General features: G+C 40.6%; 13 protein-coding genes and 1 pseudogene. 4 read left to right on the top strand and 10 right to left on the bottom strand.

Features of this window, described 5'->3' with window-relative positions:
- Positions 1–350: 350 nt before the first annotated feature.
- Positions 351–1,202: a class I SAM-dependent methyltransferase gene (locus JWG40_RS18810; RefSeq protein ID WP_205287287.1), complete on the bottom strand. Its 852-nt coding sequence runs from the start codon at positions 1,200–1,202 to the stop codon at positions 351–353.
- 110 nt (positions 1,203–1,312) lie between these two features.
- Between JWG40_RS18810 and dapF the strand changes: the two genes are divergently transcribed.
- Positions 1,313–2,155: a diaminopimelate epimerase gene (gene dapF / locus JWG40_RS18805; RefSeq protein WP_205287286.1), complete on the top strand. Its 843-nt coding sequence runs from the start codon at positions 1,313–1,315 to the stop codon at positions 2,153–2,155.
- 138 nt (positions 2,156–2,293) lie between these two features.
- Here the strand turns inward: dapF and JWG40_RS18800 are convergent, their stop codons facing one another.
- Both JWG40_RS18800 and JWG40_RS18795 read right to left on the bottom strand, forming a co-directional pair.
- Entirely contained in the window at positions 2,294–2,995 is a 702-nt protein-coding gene (locus tag JWG40_RS18800) for a lysophospholipid acyltransferase family protein (protein WP_205269490.1), read from the bottom strand.
- A 22-nt stretch (positions 2,996–3,017) separates the two neighbouring features.
- Positions 3,018–3,311 (bottom strand): hypothetical protein, encoded by a 294-nt coding sequence (locus JWG40_RS18795; protein WP_205287448.1) that lies wholly within the window; start codon positions 3,309–3,311, stop codon positions 3,018–3,020.
- 261 nt (positions 3,312–3,572) lie between these two features.
- Here JWG40_RS18795 and JWG40_RS18790 point away from each other — a divergent pair, with 261 nt between their 5' ends.
- Positions 3,573–4,058, top strand: a complete 486-nt coding sequence (locus JWG40_RS18790; protein ID WP_205287285.1) for a DUF4468 domain-containing protein — start codon at positions 3,573–3,575, stop codon at positions 4,056–4,058.
- A 17-nt stretch (positions 4,059–4,075) separates the two neighbouring features.
- Here the strand turns inward: JWG40_RS18790 and JWG40_RS18785 are convergent, their stop codons facing one another.
- The 4 genes and pseudogenes from JWG40_RS18785 to JWG40_RS18770 all read right to left on the bottom strand — a co-directional run bounded on the left by JWG40_RS18785 (position 4,076) and on the right by JWG40_RS18770 (position 9,242).
- Positions 4,076–4,393, bottom strand: a complete 318-nt coding sequence (locus tag JWG40_RS18785; RefSeq protein WP_205287284.1) for a hypothetical protein — start codon at positions 4,391–4,393, stop codon at positions 4,076–4,078.
- Position 4,394: 1 nt separating this feature from the next.
- Positions 4,395–5,963, bottom strand: a complete 1,569-nt coding sequence (locus JWG40_RS18780; RefSeq protein ID WP_205287283.1) for an adenylate/guanylate cyclase domain-containing protein — start codon at positions 5,961–5,963, stop codon at positions 4,395–4,397.
- Positions 5,964–5,975: 12 nt separating this feature from the next.
- Positions 5,976–7,361 (bottom strand): MFS transporter, encoded by a 1,386-nt coding sequence (locus tag JWG40_RS18775; RefSeq protein ID WP_205287282.1) that lies wholly within the window; start codon positions 7,359–7,361, stop codon positions 5,976–5,978.
- Between the two features lie 82 nt (positions 7,362–7,443).
- A pseudogene (locus JWG40_RS18770) lies at positions 7,444–9,242 on the bottom strand (SpoIIE family protein phosphatase).
- Between the two features lie 193 nt (positions 9,243–9,435).
- Here JWG40_RS18770 and JWG40_RS18765 point away from each other — a divergent pair.
- Together JWG40_RS18765 and JWG40_RS18760 are read left to right on the top strand one after the other, a co-directional pair.
- Positions 9,436–11,121, top strand: a complete 1,686-nt coding sequence (locus JWG40_RS18765) for a methyl-accepting chemotaxis protein (RefSeq protein WP_205287281.1) — start codon at positions 9,436–9,438, stop codon at positions 11,119–11,121.
- Positions 11,122–11,151: 30 nt separating this feature from the next.
- On the top strand, positions 11,152–11,571 hold the full coding sequence (locus JWG40_RS18760; protein ID WP_205287280.1) for an OsmC family protein: 420 nt from the start codon (positions 11,152–11,154) through the stop codon (positions 11,569–11,571).
- Positions 11,572–12,246: 675 nt separating this feature from the next.
- Here JWG40_RS18760 and JWG40_RS18755 read toward each other — a convergent pair.
- The 3 genes from JWG40_RS18755 to JWG40_RS18745 all read right to left on the bottom strand — a co-directional run bounded on the left by JWG40_RS18755 (position 12,247) and on the right by JWG40_RS18745 (position 15,908).
- Positions 12,247–13,512 carry an acetyl-CoA acetyltransferase gene (locus JWG40_RS18755; RefSeq protein ID WP_205287279.1) on the bottom strand — a complete coding sequence of 422 codons (1,266 nt, stop codon included), beginning with the start codon at positions 13,510–13,512 and terminating at the stop codon, positions 12,247–12,249.
- 13 nt (positions 13,513–13,525) lie between these two features.
- Positions 13,526–14,836: a 3-hydroxyacyl-CoA dehydrogenase NAD-binding domain-containing protein gene (locus JWG40_RS18750; protein ID WP_205287278.1), complete on the bottom strand. Its 1,311-nt coding sequence runs from the start codon at positions 14,834–14,836 to the stop codon at positions 13,526–13,528.
- A 583-nt stretch (positions 14,837–15,419) separates the two neighbouring features.
- Positions 15,420–15,908 carry a DUF2721 domain-containing protein gene (locus JWG40_RS18745; protein ID WP_205287277.1) on the bottom strand — a complete coding sequence of 163 codons (489 nt, stop codon included), beginning with the start codon at positions 15,906–15,908 and terminating at the stop codon, positions 15,420–15,422.
- Positions 15,909–16,005: the final 97 nt, after the last annotated feature.

The following is a 16,005-nucleotide window of genomic DNA, read 5'->3' as shown; positions in this document are numbered from 1 at the left end:
TGGTTCTTTGGGGAATCGGGCAAAAATCCGGTTCCCAACTCCAAACAAAATCCCCACAACAAAAACCACGCTTCCCCAAATTAGATTTAGATTCCACCCCAGTGACTTCTCATACATAGAATCGGACCAAGTCAAGACTCCATAGAATGAGAGGATTAGTCCAAGGGTTAAGAACAAGGCCGCTAAAATAGAGGATAGGGAAATCATACCCTTAGTTTATCGCAAGTTTACCTTTGTTACAAGTCAAAATCCTAAGAATCCTCTTCTAGCTGATAAATGAATATCCTTTTGAATCATCGGCACCCGTTTGGAAGGTACCGAATACAGTTGCAGCTCTTAACTTTGCCGAGTTATGGTTTTTTCAGCGTCAAAAATAAAGTATTATTCCAGTTGATGGTTCCAAAACTAAGAGCAAAGATAAATTTGGTAAGATAATAATAACCTAACTTGAAATAAACGGCAAGTTTACTTTTGCTACCCGATACAGAAAGGATGGGCATCAGCACTTTGTACTTTGGATCTGTAAATCCGCATTGTTTTCCGAGTTCAGCAAGTGTTTTCATTTTGTAATTGTTTACGTGGTCTTTGGCTTCTAGGTAATGAACTCCCTCCAACATTCCTCTCAGTTTCACCTTCAAATTGGCTTTGGTTAGTTGGATGGGAAAGTTAGGCGTTTGTAAAAAGAGAATCCCTCCGGGTTTCAAAAGTCCATGGAGATAAGTGAGAAGAGAATGTGGTTTTGGAATGTGTTCGATCACATCCCATAACGTGATGATATCAAAACTTTCTTTGGGTAGTTTCGAGTCTTGGACAAGACCTGCGTGTACGGTTTTCATTCCATTTTGTTCGTTCGCAAATTTGACTGCTTGTTTGGAAATCTCATAACCCACTGCAGACCAACCTGGTTTTTTTGTGAGTACGGCTTTGACAAAAAATCCAAGCCCACAGCCTACATCGAGTAGGTTCCCCTCGTCTTTTTTTAAATAAGTAGAAATAAAATCAGAATACACTGCCCTGTGGGCATCATCCCACCATTTTAAATCATAAGTCTGTTCTGCTCCGTCCCAATAACCTTCGTAATGTTCTTCTTGTTCATAAGAGGAATACACGTGACCACAGTTTTTACATTCTAAAATGGGGGTTCCATTTTCATTGAATACGGTTTTGGACTCGGAAGATTGGCAAAGGATACAAGATTTCATGGTCTATCGGTCAGTCTAAATGATGAGAACAAGGGTCAAACCAAAAACCTTGATCCGACTTGCCAACATCCATGGCAAAAAAAACATGGGGTGAGATAAGAGAGGAACCGATGAAAATTAACTTCACCAAAATGGAAGGAATTGGAAATGATTATGTGTATATCGATGCCACAAAAAACGATATTCGCTTGAGTCCCGAACAAATCCAAAAACTATCCGACCGCAATTTTGGAATCGGTGGTGATGGAGTGATTTTTATTCGTAACTCAAAAACCGGTGAGTTCCAAATGGACATGTACAACTCCGATGGAAGTTCATCTGAGATGTGTGGCAATGGAGTTCGTTGTGTCGGAAAATTTGTTTTCGATCATGGCCTTACCAAAAATCAAAAACCTACCATAGAAACTGGGAAAGGGGTCCTCACCCTCGACTTAAAAACAGGAACCTCAGGCAAGGTAGAAATGGTCACTGTGGATATGGGCGAACCCATTCTCAAACCCTCACTCGTTCCCATTGTATGGGCAGGCGATGATGCAGTCATCAACCAAGTGATCGAAGTCCAAGGGAAGCAATATCATTTTACGGCTGTTAGTATGGGGAATCCACATTGTGTGATTTATGTGGATGATGCCGATGCCTTTCCGGTTCGAGAAATCGGGCCTCTGATCGAAAACCATCCCCTCTTTCCAAGAAGGGTTAATGTGGAATTTGTTTCCGTCAGAGGAAAAGACCATCTCTACCAAAGAACATGGGAAAGAGGAACCGGTGAGACCTTGGCCTGCGGTACAGGAGCTTGTGCGGTCACTGTGGCATCCATCTTAAATGGAAAAACAGGGCGTGCTGTTCAAATTGATCTACGCGGGGGAACCCTTCAAGTGGAATGGAAAGAAAATGGATCTGTGATGATGACAGGACCTGCGAGAGAAGTATTTTCTGGAGAAGTGGAAGTTTAAAGGGAGCAAATTTAGGCCAATCCATCGGCCTTTTTTCCAATTTATTGAATCACCAACTAACAAAAGTTTTCATCCACAATGTAGATAGATGATCGTCTGAATTCATTTGTTGGTTCAGACAATTCAATGGAAGGTAGATTATTTCTTTAAATAATCTACCTTTTGTAATTCACCCATCCTACGTTTGGTTTCGTTCGAAACTTCCACCATACCCTTGTCAAGTGGGAGATGAGCATAGTTCTCATATTTAATCACTTCCCCAAACACAACGTTGATTTTTTTATAAACAACTCGGCGTTTGATATCACAAACCTCTTTCGGCATACCCATAAAGGCACGTACCAGTGGAGGGATGGGGTAATCTGTGACTGTTTCTTCATCGGGAATGATGACTGTTGGTAGGATATCTACCTTGTTGCGAAGGCTAAAAGCAGCAAACCCAGAATGGAAGTTGGCGAGTGGGGCTGAGAAATCATTTTGCACCATATAGTCGTGGCCTTCTGGAAAAATTCCAAGCACATCTCCATTTTTAAAGACCTGTTGTACCTTTTTGATACTTGCCATGGAGATATTGCCATCAATGGCCATAGGAATGGTTCCTGTTTTTTCCACTAAGTCTTTGAAAAGAGGAATGCGAGTTGTGTACTCCGCAGCAATCCAGGAAATAAACCTGGGAAAAACCGAACCAATGACAAAGGGATCCATATCACTTCTATGATTGCAAGTGAGGATGAGTTTGCCATTGGGAACAATGTTATGGTATCCGTAGACAGTTGTGGTCACAGCCAAATTAAAGAACGGAGTGACAAACTTTTTGATGTTCTCAACATTCTTTTTAATTTGGTCTACGGTGTTTTCCATTTCATTCTCCTAAGATCTTTTGCCACCAGGACTTAGCAGAGGGATCTGAACCAGTATTTCTCGGTTCTTGGCCCACTCCGCTGCCTTCATTGGACTCTCTTGGATCAGTCACGAGTGAGTTCTCTCTACGTTTTTTCCCCACATGAGGGCTTGGAACGGTTCTTTTAATCTCTTCCAACTCTTTTTGAGCGGCTGCATTGGATTTTAAAAATGCACGGATTTCATCCCATTGGGGATCAAAATCATTTCCGTACATGGCATAATTCATAAGATCAATACGATCAAAATCGGGCATGTTCAAGATTGAAAGTGATGCCCCGACAAATTCAATCCAATTTTTATTCGGGCACTCCAGAATGGGGGAGGGCTGTTCCGAAAATAATAAAGTGAGAGATAGAATCGAGTCCAAGAGACATAAGATCAAAAAAACAAACCAGAACACATCCCTTTTGCCGCCAAATGTGGTACCCTTTCCCGTACTCCCCAATAAGGAGAAAATTTTCCATCTTTGTGAAGATTTGTTTTGCGAGCCGGGTGAGGAACAGGAAGCATAGAAATGATGCCAAAAAGACTCGCCCTATTAGCTATATTTTTCCTTTTGTTTCAGAACTCGATGTGTTTGAAACTTTGGACCGTATCCTCCAAATACCGAACCGTAGAAGATTCCAGAGACCACAAAACCTATCAGAAAACTCGCAGTTATCTAAAGGCCAAACAGTGGTTGGAATACAAATTGGATCCGGAGTTATCTAAGATTGAAGAAGAGAACCAAGAAACCGGAGAAATCAGAGGGATTGGTCTTATCAAGTGTTACGTTCCTTATGGAATTGGGGAAGTGGATGCGAACGAACATGAATTTGAATATGTTGTGAAAGTTCGCGATGGCCATGCCGAAATGCAGGTGAACAAAATCTTTTCGTTCATCCGCGATCCGAATGATATCATTCTAAATTATGGGCCAAAAAATGAGAAGGTAGCAAAGATTACCATTAGGTCTTGTTTTCGGCCGCTTATGGATGATTTCTTTGAATTTATAAAATAGAAATAGAAAAGAGCGAACTAGTAACCAAGCGGGTTCCCGACAGTGGAGCCCGTAGAACCGTAAGTGTTGGTTCCGGTTGCGGAATCAGTCATTCCGTGATAGTTTAGATTATTCGAATTGCCATTGTTAGTGGAAGAGCTGGAAGAAGAATTAGACGATCCTGATTGGGAAGCAGCACCTTGTGTTCCATCCCCTTCCAAAAGATCGAGGATGTCTTCAGTGCTTACCAATTTGATTTCGTTACACGAAACAAGAAAGAGGCTAAATAATAAAAGACCAAGGACAAACTTCATTCCATCCCCATTTTGGATGTTTTCACGAGGGAGTTCAATCATTTTATTCTGAAGATGAGTAAGAATAAATCCTTTCTTTGGACTCTCTTCCTTTTAGTTCGTATTCTCCTTCCGATTGGAGTTTGGAACGAATTTCTTCGGGCAACAAAACGGAGGTGTTTTCTGTAAGGAGTAGATTTTTCTTTAACCCCTTACATAGGCCTTCCACTCGTGAGGCCGTATTGACTGTATCTCCAATGACTGTAAATTCCATACGATTGGCAGATCCGATATTTCCCACAAGAAGGCTCCCCGTATGAATGCCAATTCCCATTTTCAGTTCGGTAAGTCCTTCTGCTAAAAATTGTGCATTCAAAGAATCTAGATTTTTTTGCATTTGAAGAGCTGTTGCAAACGCACGTTCGGCGTGGTCTGCCATAGGCATGGGAGTTCCAAAGACGGCAAGAATGGCATCCCCTATGAATTTGTTGATAAATCCTCCGTGGATTTCTATGGCATTACTCATTTCTTGGAAGTAACGATTGAGGATATACAATACTTCCTCTGGTTTTCTTTTTTCCGAAAGTTTTGTAAAATCGCGAAGGTCTGAAAATAAAATGGAAGCATCGACTACTTTTCCACCTAGGCTATGTTCGTTGGATAATAAATAGTCACGAACCCTTGGGTCAACGATTCGTCCAAAGGTATCTTTCATTCTTTCTCTTTCTGCAAGTCCTTCGGCCATTTCATTGACGGCATCCCCGAGAAGACCTAACTCGTCGGAGCTAAATATTTTGACTCTGGTATCAAACTTTTGTTCTTTGATGAGTTCCGTGGCTTTTTCAATTTGGTTCAGTGGGTGTTGTAAACTGGATGCAAAAGACATCGCAAAGGCAAATGAAAAAACGAGCATGATGGCAATGACTTCAAACAAAACATCGTTATGAACCAGTTCATGGAGATTCAAAATGTTTTGATTGGTTCGGAGTAAAATTCCAAAGATTAAAAGAACAATGGGAAAGAGTGTGGATGCGGCCCAAAAGATAAATTGTTTGGTAACAATGGAAAATTGTTTTCCATGAGCATACTTTCCAAGCCCCCCTTCAGGAAATACACAAGGGATGATGAGAAGTTTGTTTAAGTAAGTGGTTGTCGCATAGGAAAAGGCAAAAGCAAATAGTCCCCAAAATCCAAACAAAATAGAAACGGTAATGATACTTTGGTGGGGTGCATCAGGAAAGAGTGTATCGATACGACAAACACTTAAAAAATTAGAGATCTCCCATCCGATAAATCCTAAAATACTAATGGTGAGCGGTGAGTGAACTATGCGGTGACGAGCCCTTTCTTCAGAGATAAAGTTACAACCTTTGGAGGAAAAAAGAAATTTTGCGATCGGTAGGCTGTAAAAAAACAAAATGAGAGTAATGATGGGAAAGGGGGCCCAAGTGAATATAGCTAATGTTAGGTCATTTTTGATTTGAGTCGCTTCGAATAATGCTAAGAACTGATCTGGCAAAAATGCAGAGGCCGTATAGTTTGCAAAAAGTAGCGTGAACAAACAGGCACAAAAGGGAACTATAAAGTAGATTAATAAAAATGCGATGAATTGAAGGGTGCGGCCTGGTTTCATAAATAGTCTCCCTTATACCTTGGTTCTCTTTGCGTTACGTTTCAATAAGATTCTTTGGACTTGGATGTGTTTTATGTCTGTTAATGGAAAAAATAAAAAGAGGATCGAACCAAATATAAAGAAGAACCCCACTCCAGGACCAAAGATCATTGCCAGTCGAAAGCCGACTTCTGGAGATTGGGTGGTAGCACCGTTTTGGAATCCAATGGCATCGAGTAAAAAACCAGTGAGAGCAATTCCAAAGGCCTGAGAAAACTTAACTCCCATCTTCCAAATCCCAAAATACAAACCTTCTCTTTTTTCTCCAGTTTTGAATTCATCATAGTCCACAACATCAGTCAAAATTGAGTCCATGATAAGGATGGATCCGGCACAGATTCCTCCGACAAAGGCAGCGATGAGAGGAGGACGCAATTCTCCATAAGGGAAGAGGGGATAAACAATGACAGTAAGTAACCCAAGTCCAAAAACTCCGAGAAAGGCAGGAATTTTTTTCCCAATTTTTTTAGCGATCCAAACCCAGAATCCAATAGAAAGAATCAGAACCAGAAAAAATGGCAAGAGGATATTGATGACGACAAGTGATTCTTTGAGTCCCAATCTATATTCATAATAATAAAGGGCAATGGCTGAGTTGAATGTCCTACCAATGGTCGCAATGATAAAGGCAAAAAGCAAAATAAGAAACATTTTGTTTTTGAGAACAGAAACAAATGCAGTAAAAAAAGGGATCTTTTGTTCTGTGTGATTTCTCACATTGTCTCTTCCCCGAGTCACGAGAAAGGTAGTGATCGAGGAAACCAAAATCACAAGAGATACAATCTCTCCGGCTACGGTTCGGGATGTGATGATATTCTCCTTGGAAGATTCATCGCCTAAAGATTGTAATATGGCGGCGGGTACAATCATTCCAATCAGCATTCCTATGTTGCTAAAAAATAACCTCCATCCAAAGATAGATGTCCTTTCGTTTCTTTCAAAACTGAGTTCTCCACCCAAGGCAATATGGGGAACCGAGATAATCGTCATGGCCGTATTTACAAAAAGGTAAACCGACAAAAGATAAGCAAACTTACCAAGCTGCGTTGTCAAATGCGGGGGTGAGAAGAGGAGTAAGACTGCCAGGGAGAGTAAAACCCCACCAAGGAGAATGTAGGGCCTTCTGCGACCCCATTTGGTATGAGTGTGGTCAGAGATCCTACCCATGAATGGGTCGCTAATCGCATCCCAAAGGACTGAAATGGATAAGGCAATTCCAGCCAAACTGGAATTGAGACCCACAATTTCCGTATAGTATTTCAATAGATAAATTTGAGTAAAGAGTTGAACGGCCGTTATACCAGTCTCTGCCGATCCATATCCCATTTTAATAGGGAGTTTCAGTTTAGTTTGGTTCATTCATAAGCTCAAGTATTGGACGGTAGGTAGGTCAATTCCGGAAGAAGAAATTTCCGATCTTTTGGTGAAGGGTTTTGGTTGGCTACTTTGTTTTGGGTAAATAACAGATCCTTATCAAAGAAATATCGTCGATGACTTGTCCTAAAGATTCAATTTGTTTTGTAATGGCTAACAAATTGCCTTTGGTCGATTCCACGAGATTTAAAAAACCTCTTCATCAGAGTTGACTTCCCATTTTCCGGAAGCATCGATTCGTAACACATCGTCTTTTCCATCTGATCCAATGATGAGTACATCGCCCGATTGGAGTTGGAATTCTTTTATGTTTTGGATGGGTATGGCTCCTAAAGTTCCGAGTTTTCTGTAGGAAACATCGGCTTGTAAGTATTCTGCTTTTCCATTCCTATACAAAACAATAGGTGGGTGTTCCGCATTTAGAAAATATAATTTTCCTGTATCCTCTTCTAATAGACCCATTGTCAGCGAAACAAGCATCGTTCCATCAAAGGCCTCAAAGATCATATGCATTTCTTGGAGATTGTATTTTAACCAATCATCTGGACCTAATACTTGGTAACCTGGATCTGTTTTTGTCCTTTGGACTATGGATTGAAATACCGCTCCAAAAACTAGTGCCCCGCCTGCACCTTGCATGGACTTTCCCATGGCATCTGCATTGGCAAATAATAAGAATCTCCTATTTTGTAAGACAATGGAATGGGAGATATTGATATCTCCCCCAATGTCATATCTTTGGTTTTTGTATTCGAATACTTTTTTCTGTCGAACCAAATGATCGACTTCCAGTTTTGTACTATCTACATCTTTGATGGCAAGTGGATTTAGCAATTGATAGGTAAGGAAATAATCTCCATCTTGTTGGATTTTTAGATTGCTGATGTCTTGTAAGGATTGGTTTAATTCGTTGGTTCTTAAAGTTACTTTTTCTTCTAATCCTTCGTTTAGATTCCTAATTTCCTCATACATCCCTTTTAATTTAGAGATAACCGAATTGAGATAAAATGCTTGTTTTGCGAAGTCATCACTGGATTTGGGAGTGACTACCACATCAAAATTACCATTGGCAAGTTCTCCTAATGACCTACTAGTTTCGTTTAGTCCTTCATTGACTGATTTGGCAACTACATAAGAACAGACAATCAGAGGAACGATAAATATAAAAGATACAGTCACAATAGGGATCATCGGATCTTTGACTGCAATTTCACCCATCGCAAGGGAATAAAGAATATAAGAAAAGATAACAAACGGAAGGGCCGCCAAACTAAAAAAAGCAACTAGGATCCTCGTGAAATAATTAAACTTAGGAATGTCCTTTTCTTGGAGTTCAATATTTTTGATTTGGGGAAGATCAAATAAACAACGAATCGAACTTTCGGAGATAAAATAATAAGTTACAAAAGAAATCGGTGCGATCATTACAAAGGTAAAAATGGCAGATCGAACGACCGAAGGCATGTAAGTCACCAAATAAAAAAACAAAAGGCTGATTGGGATAACACCAGATAACCAGCGTATAACGATAACTATGGCTTCTAGTAATGGATAACGGAAAAGAAGAATTTTTACAGATCTCGCATATTCCAATTCTTCTTGGGATAAAGAAGAAATTCCCAGGGTCGGAATGGGAATCCTTTCAATTTTGGCATAGAGATATTTCAGAAGGAGATGGCGAACAAAGGTTCCAAGAAGGCCAATCCCGGTGGCAAAAACCACACAGAGCGCAATGAAAATTTGCCAATGGGCAGGTTCCATTTTCTGAGTGATGATGGCGTAATAAACTGCGAAAGGAACAGGAACTGTATGTGTGAAGGCTTCGAGTTTTAGGGTTAGGTCCCAAAAAAGAGACTCTCGTTTCACGTTGTTACTTGTACCATCCATTGCCAGTAATTTCATTTGTTCTCGAATCCCGTGAGAACTTATGACAAAAAGAGTACAATGTCAAGCCAATGCCCACTTCGAGTCCAAGAAATCGAACTTCTTACTTTTAGTAGGTTTTGGAATATTCTAATTTGTTCTTGGTTGATTCAATGGATTCTGCGATAACGAATCTATGCGTAAGAATCTGCCTATCACTGATACAGAAATCGAATTCAAAGAAGGAACAAAGATCACCTCCAAAACAGATTTGAAAGGGATCATCACCTATGTGAATGAAGATTTTTTACACATCAGTGGTTATGCTGAACAAGAGCTAATCGGTCAACCGCACAACCTAATTCGTCACCCCGATATGCCAATCGCCGCCTTCCAAGATTTATGGGACACAATTAAGGCCCAAAATTCATGGGTGGGAGTTGTCAAAAACCGTTGTAAAAGTGGAGATTATTATTGGGTAGATGCGAACGTATCGCCGATTTACGAAGAGGGAAAACATATTGGTTATATGTCGGTACGGACCAAGGCAACCAAAGAACAAATCCGTAATGCCGAGACACTATATGCTAAAATGAATTCGGGAACATGGAAACCCAAAACAAAAGTGGGAATGATCGCTGGATTTTCTTCCTCTTCCATTTTCCGTATACAAACGATTGTAAGTGGTAGTTTGTTGTTTTTGTTTTCCCAACAATCCAATCCAAATTTTTTTAATCATCCTATGGTATTTACTTTTGGGTTTGTTTTGTTTTTCGTTGTGACTGTTTTCGGTTATCTAAAAATGACAGATCATAAAAATTCTCTTTTGAAGGTAAAGGGATACCTGGAGAATTTATACAAGGGTCATCTAAAGTTTGATGTGGTTTTAGAAAATGGCGGTGATTGTGCAGAAATCCTTTCTTTGATCAAAAAAACTCAATTTGAATTTAGAGGAATGATTTCGCAATTGATTGGGAATGCCGAAATTGTAAAGTCGCAAATCAAAGCACTCACTTTTGCAGTAGAACATATCCATGTGGCCTTCCAAGAGTTATCTAAAGCCATGTTTTCTTTGGCCGATTCAAGTATCGTCACTCGTGAAAGTTCAGAAAGTATTTTTCATCAGATGGATTCCTTAAACCAACTCATCTGTAATATACGAAATGAATCGAATACAGTGCAATTGGAGTCCACAGAAGCCTACCAATTTTCCTTAGTGGGAAAAGACCGTTCTGATAAAGCAATGACTCAGTTTCTGAAAGCAAAAAAACAAATTTTTAAAACTTCAGAAACCATCAAAGAGTTGGGCGAAAAAACAAAGGCCATCCGAAAAATCACAGAAACCATCGCTGCCATTTCTGAAAAAACCAACTTACTTTCGTTAAATGCATCTATTGAGTCAGCTCGGGCAGGTGATGCAGGAAAAGGATTTGCAGTCGTTGCCGGGGAAGTGGGAAAACTTGCTGAACAATCCAATAAATCTGCAAAAGAAATTTCTGCTTTTATTACAGAACTGACTGCAAAGATATTACAAACTGTAACTGATATCCAGGAGGGCCTCACCGAAGTAGAAGTGGGTTCTCTCGAATTCGAAACGGTTCAAGTAGAGATGGATAAAATTTTAAAGAATGCAGAAGAAACAAAAATAAGTGCAGAGAAGATCAACGGTTCCACAGAAGGGACAGAGTCCATGTCTGGAAGTGTTCTCGGAAATATGGAAAAGATCCAAACCCAATTGATCAATACCTCCGCCATTGTGGAAGAGTTGTCCGCCGCTGCCAACGAACAAAAACAAACCATCGCAGCAATTGAAGAGTCGATTACAAATTTAGACCAAGTAGCGGATCGATTGGATTCTGTTGCTTTTCGATTTCAGTTTTAAGATTGTACAAGTGCAATTCAGGATCAGACAATGACAGACCCCAAACCAAAAATGAGTTTCCATGTGGAAACAACGCGAGTTGATTCGCACTCAAGCCAATCCCAATGTAAATCGGCAGAGATTGTTTTGGATACGGACATGGCGGGAAATCCAAATGCATTTAACCCGGCGGAGTTATTACTCTCTGCACTTTCGGCATGTATCATTAAGGGAGTGGAAAGAGTGACTCCCATCCTTCATTTTCAACTAAAAGGAATTCAAGTCATCGTAGATGGGGTTCGTCAGGATGTTCCGCCCAAAATGGAATCCATTCGTTACCAGATCATTGTGGATACAGAGGAATCGGATGACCGTCTAAACCTGTTACACGAAAATATAAAAAAATATGGAACTGTGTTTAACACCATTGCCCCAGGAACTGATTTGGCTGGCGAAATCCGCAGAAAATAAAAAACCCAAAGACAAACCTTTGGGTTATCGAATTCAAACAGAGTTTTATGTGATTCTTATTTATAGTCTATTTTGCCGAGAGACTTAATACTAATATTACAGTATAAGAAAACAAGTAGATAGATCCAAAAAGTGGAATAATTATAAATATGTCATCAATAGAATAAAGTGTTTGTGTTGGTGTGAATTTTTTACGTAATGCTATCGGAATATGCTTACACTCATCAAAATTCGGAAATTCGACTAATATGAGTTGAACAATACTTTTTGCATGAGTTAGGTAATCTTTCTTCCAGCCTCTAAACGAATAGTTGATGTAAGTTGCCAATAAGCCAATAACAAACAAAAAAATATTTAATGAGATGACTGCATTTTTGTAATTATCAGAAGCTAAGATCACAGATACTAGAGCTAAATAAAAGCCTATTACACTAATAGACTTCAACTCGGTTTGTTGCATTAAATTGATATAAATGGAGAGCAGCTGAATATAATCTCCAACTTTATTTGGCTTACAATCGTGCGAAATTGGAATACTCCAGTTTTTTCAAGAAAGTAACCATAAATTTTTTTAATAAACTATAATGTTTAAGATTTTTTTTGGAAATGGAAATTGAGACAGTATGTGGGAACCAAAGAGGAATCGGAATGATGCCGACTCCTCTTAGAATTTATCTACTTCCCTAAGATGAACACGAAGTTCGTAGTCGCAGATCCACCGATGTTGAGCATCAGGCCATTTTTAGCGCCTTTTACTTGGTAATCACCAGCTGTGTTTGTGACTTGTTTGTAGAGGTCGAGCATCATACGAACACCGGAGGCACCTACAGGGTGACCCACACCGATGAGTCCACCAGATGGATTGATTGGTTTTTTACCACCAAAGTCAATGGTTCCGTCTTCGATCGCGATATGTTCTTTTCCTGGCTCAGAAATTCCAAACGCAGAAATCGCCGCATACTCAGAAGAAGTAAAACAGTCATGTGTTTCAAACACATCAATGTTTTTTACATCTAAGTCAGCACGTTTGTATGCATCTTTTACTGTTTGGCGAGTCCATGGAAGGATGTATTTGTCCCCAACGGATTCTTGTTTTTTTGCTTCAAATGTAATCGGTGCTACACGGTGGCCCCAACCTTTGACGCGAGGGATATCATCGATTTTACGACCAGTTTTTTTAGCGTATTCTTTCGTGTAATCTTTAGAAGCAAGGATGGTGACAGCAGCACCGTCTGTAACTTGAGAACAGTCAGTGATACAAAGTCTTCCCCCCACAGCCATATTGTTATCTCCACCGCGAGCCATCGCATGTTCTTTGTTCATGAACCATGTGCGAGTTTGTGCTTTTGGGTTACGTTTTGCGTTTGCGTAGTTGATCCGAGAAATTTCTGCAAGAGCATCCATAAATCGTTCTTCTTTTAGTTCGTAACGCTCCAAGATAACATCTGCTAGTTTTCCGAAAAGTTTAGGGAAAGGAAACTGAACTCCCTTCGCTTCTTTATCGTAATAAGCAGCTGTTCCAAGAAAGTCTCCACCCACTGAGGAAGAAACTGTTTTCATCACTTCCACACCAAGAACGATCGCTAGATCATAATCTTCGGCACGGATATGTGTGATGGCAGCGTCGAGGGCAACGGATCCAGAAGCACAAGCGGCTTCGTAACGAGCCCCAGGAACACCAAAAAGAGCCGGGTTTACTTCTGTCAAAAAAGCACCTAAGTGGCCTTGGTTGGCATACTGTTCTGCATCGAAGTTACCAACAAATACAGCCACTTTGTTTTCTTTATTTAATCGTTTGATTTCATCGTAGCTAATGCCAACTTTCTCAAGAGCATCATCTAATACTTCTCGCATCATAGACATGAAGGTTTTTCCTTCTTTGGTCCAGTTGCGTTGGAAGTCGGTTTGTTCCCCACCTAGTACAAATACTTTTTCACTCATATGATACTCCTAATTAACCTTTGAAGAGAGACCTTGCATCCAGTTTGTCGCCAAGTTCGTAAAACTTTTTGCCTTCTTTTGCATCTTTTAAAAGTTTGGGAACTGGTATTTTAGACGCTTCCATTAGCTTAATTGTTTCTTTGGGGCCACCAAGGAAATCAACAAAAGCGGAAGCTGGAACCCAGTTAAAACCGAAACCCATAGCGCCGTCAGTGTTTTCTTTTGTATCCACCACTTCCCCAACAAGGGAGAGCGAATAACTGATGTAACGTGAAATGAAGTAACGAGCAATGTCAGCTTCAAAGCCACTTGCTTTTTTTACTACGTCCATCGCACCTTTGTAGTCGGACTCTTTGATTTTTTGGCGAGCTTCTTTGATAAAAGGAATATCAAATTTTGGGTACGGATCGTACTCACCAGTTTTGATATTATAAACAAACTTTTCCCGTTTTCCGTCAGCGTGTTTCACAACTTTTGTGAGACCACCACCAGATTTCATACCAAGTTTACCGGCATCGATTAACTTTTGGAAGTAACCAGGAAGTTTGAATGTTTCGTGAGCTTCGTCTTTTGTATTGTCGTAGATATTGTCTACAATTGCTTTGTGAACATCAAGTCCCACGAAGTCAGCAGTTGCGAGTGGTCCCATAGCGCGGCCAGTGTAACCAGACATGATTTCGTCAAGGAGGGCAATTCCCCCTTTGTCAGCATACTTTTCTGCAAAGTGTGCCACTTCGTTCATCAACTGAAACCCAATGCGGTTTCCAGCAAAGGCAGGAGTGTCATTTGTATACACAACAGCACGGCCTAACACTTTATCCAAGTATTCACCTAACGCTTGTGTGACTTTTTTATCATTTCCAGAGTGAGTTACGAGTTCACAAAGGATCATTTTATAAGGAGGGTTGAAAAAATGTGTTCCGTAGTAATGTTTTTGGCCATCTTCATCGTAAGCTTTTGCCAAACGACCAATGGAAAGACCAGAAGACACAGTGGACACGATGGTTCCGGGACGACGAGCTTTCGCAATACGAATGTTAATCGGTTCTTTGACTTCGTAACTTTCCGCCACGAGTTCGAATACCCAATCTGACTCAGCGACAGCTTTTTCCAGATCCGCATCGTAGGAACCAGGGATCATTCTTGCGCGAATTGTATCCGTTTTTACGGATGCGACAGCGGCTTCGATACCCTGTTTGGCTTTTTCAACATCTCTAGCGAGCATATGGACTTTAGCACCACCGAAGGCGGCAATGACGCCTGCACTTCCAGAGCCCATGGCTCCGTTGGCACCTAAAATCGTGACAGTTTTGATTTCTCTCATGAAGGAATTTCCGAATCTAATTTTTACTTACCGTTCTAGAAAGCCAAGGTGACAGGAAAATCGTTTTTTTTTGTCAGATTTGTTACAAAAGAGGGTCGGAGGGGCTGGGGGTGTGGATTTTGTACTCCCCGCCCTGACTCGGGTGGGGAACTAGACCCGCCACCCAATGCGTTCCCTTTACCACGACCAGCTCCTTTTCACACGCCCTTTCTGAAAATCTCAGATTTTAATTTCGATAAGTTCATAGTTTGCATTCTAGGGCACCCGGGCGGGCTCTCTTCGGGGTGCGCTTTGCTCCCGTCTTCAGCGGGCTTACGCCTCTTCAGACCAAGCCCTACGGAGCCCTGGCGCGAGTCCACAAGAGATCATGAGAAATCATCGCAATTTTATATTGGTGATTTTTTGATGAAGATTCAAAATGAAATCTAAGCGCCAGCGGTAGTAGCGGAAATCCTTTCGCGATGCGAAAGATTGGAGCGTATAACGCGGTCGGTAATCGAAATTTTGTTTGTGATTGTTAGGATTCGAGGCGCCCCAAAAAGAAAATAAAAAAACTTCTTTTTGGGCCATGGTTTCCTGACTTTTATTTCCCTTGCACTTCTCTTTCTAAAAACTCAGTAAATTCAATTTGTCGATTAATGAATGTTAAATTGTATCTGCTTTCATAAAAAAGAAGGGCACTTGCCAAAAATAAACAAACTCCTCCAGTAATTGCCACTACAGTGGGAATCCAAGCATACCCTTTGGCAAAGGCAAGAGTGATGGCTAAAGTCAGACTCGAAACCACAAAGAGAGAGGTTGCCAAATACAAAAATGCCATGGAACGTTGGATGAGAACGGCACGTTTTTTTTGGACAGAGAGTTGTTGGCGCATATAGACCATTCGTTCCTTTTGAAACCCTCGTTTGCCTTCTAAAAGGAATTCCACTTCCGACTTTAATAGATTCACTCGATCAAAAATACGACCCAGTCTGTTGGCTGTGGAAAATATCAAACTAGCGCAGGCGGATACAAGAACTGCTGGGGTGATCATACCGGAAAGGATTTCAGAGTTGGAAAACGATTCGAACATAAGGAATAGGATAAAGAAGTGTATTGGTTTTTAAAGGAAAAAACTTCTTCTTTGGGATAGGAGGTTGTATGAAGACGGAGTGAAGTCCTTTTTAGAA

This window comes from Leptospira abararensis, assembly GCF_016918735.1.
Classification (GTDB): domain Bacteria; phylum Spirochaetota; class Leptospiria; order Leptospirales; family Leptospiraceae; genus Leptospira_A; species Leptospira_A abararensis.
The sequence above is the reverse complement of the archived record's forward strand: the minus strand, read 5'-3'. Positions and strand labels throughout refer to the sequence as shown.

Bases quoted from the DNA above. Each gene is read 5' to 3' on its own strand.
- JWG40_RS18795 (WP_205287448.1), bottom strand. From the start codon at position 3,311: ATGCCCGATTTTGATCGTATTGATCTTATGAATTATGCCATGTACGGA.
- JWG40_RS18790 (WP_205287285.1), top strand. From the start codon at position 3,573: ATGATGCCAAAAAGACTCGCCCTATTAGCTATATTTTTCCTTTTGTTT.
- JWG40_RS18750 (WP_205287278.1), bottom strand. From the start codon at position 14,836: ATGAGAGAAATCAAAACTGTCACGATTTTAGGTGCCAACGGAGCCATG.
- JWG40_RS18745 (WP_205287277.1), bottom strand. From the start codon at position 15,908: ATGTTCGAATCGTTTTCCAACTCTGAAATCCTTTCCGGTATGATCACC.
- JWG40_RS18760 (WP_205287280.1), top strand. From the start codon at position 11,152: ATGACAGACCCCAAACCAAAAATGAGTTTCCATGTGGAAACAACGCGA.
- JWG40_RS18785 (WP_205287284.1), bottom strand. From the start codon at position 4,393: ATGATTGAACTCCCTCGTGAAAACATCCAAAATGGGGATGGAATGAAG.
- JWG40_RS18775 (WP_205287282.1), bottom strand. From the start codon at position 7,361: ATGAACCAAACTAAACTGAAACTCCCTATTAAAATGGGATATGGATCG.
- JWG40_RS18780 (WP_205287283.1), bottom strand. From the start codon at position 5,963: ATGAAACCAGGCCGCACCCTTCAATTCATCGCATTTTTATTAATCTAC.
- JWG40_RS18810 (WP_205287287.1), bottom strand. From the start codon at position 1,202: ATGAAATCTTGTATCCTTTGCCAATCTTCCGAGTCCAAAACCGTATTC.
- dapF (WP_205287286.1), top strand. From the start codon at position 1,313: ATGAAAATTAACTTCACCAAAATGGAAGGAATTGGAAATGATTATGTG.
- JWG40_RS18755 (WP_205287279.1), bottom strand. From the start codon at position 13,512: ATGAGTGAAAAAGTATTTGTACTAGGTGGGGAACAAACCGACTTCCAA.
- JWG40_RS18765 (WP_205287281.1), top strand. From the start codon at position 9,436: ATGCGTAAGAATCTGCCTATCACTGATACAGAAATCGAATTCAAAGAA.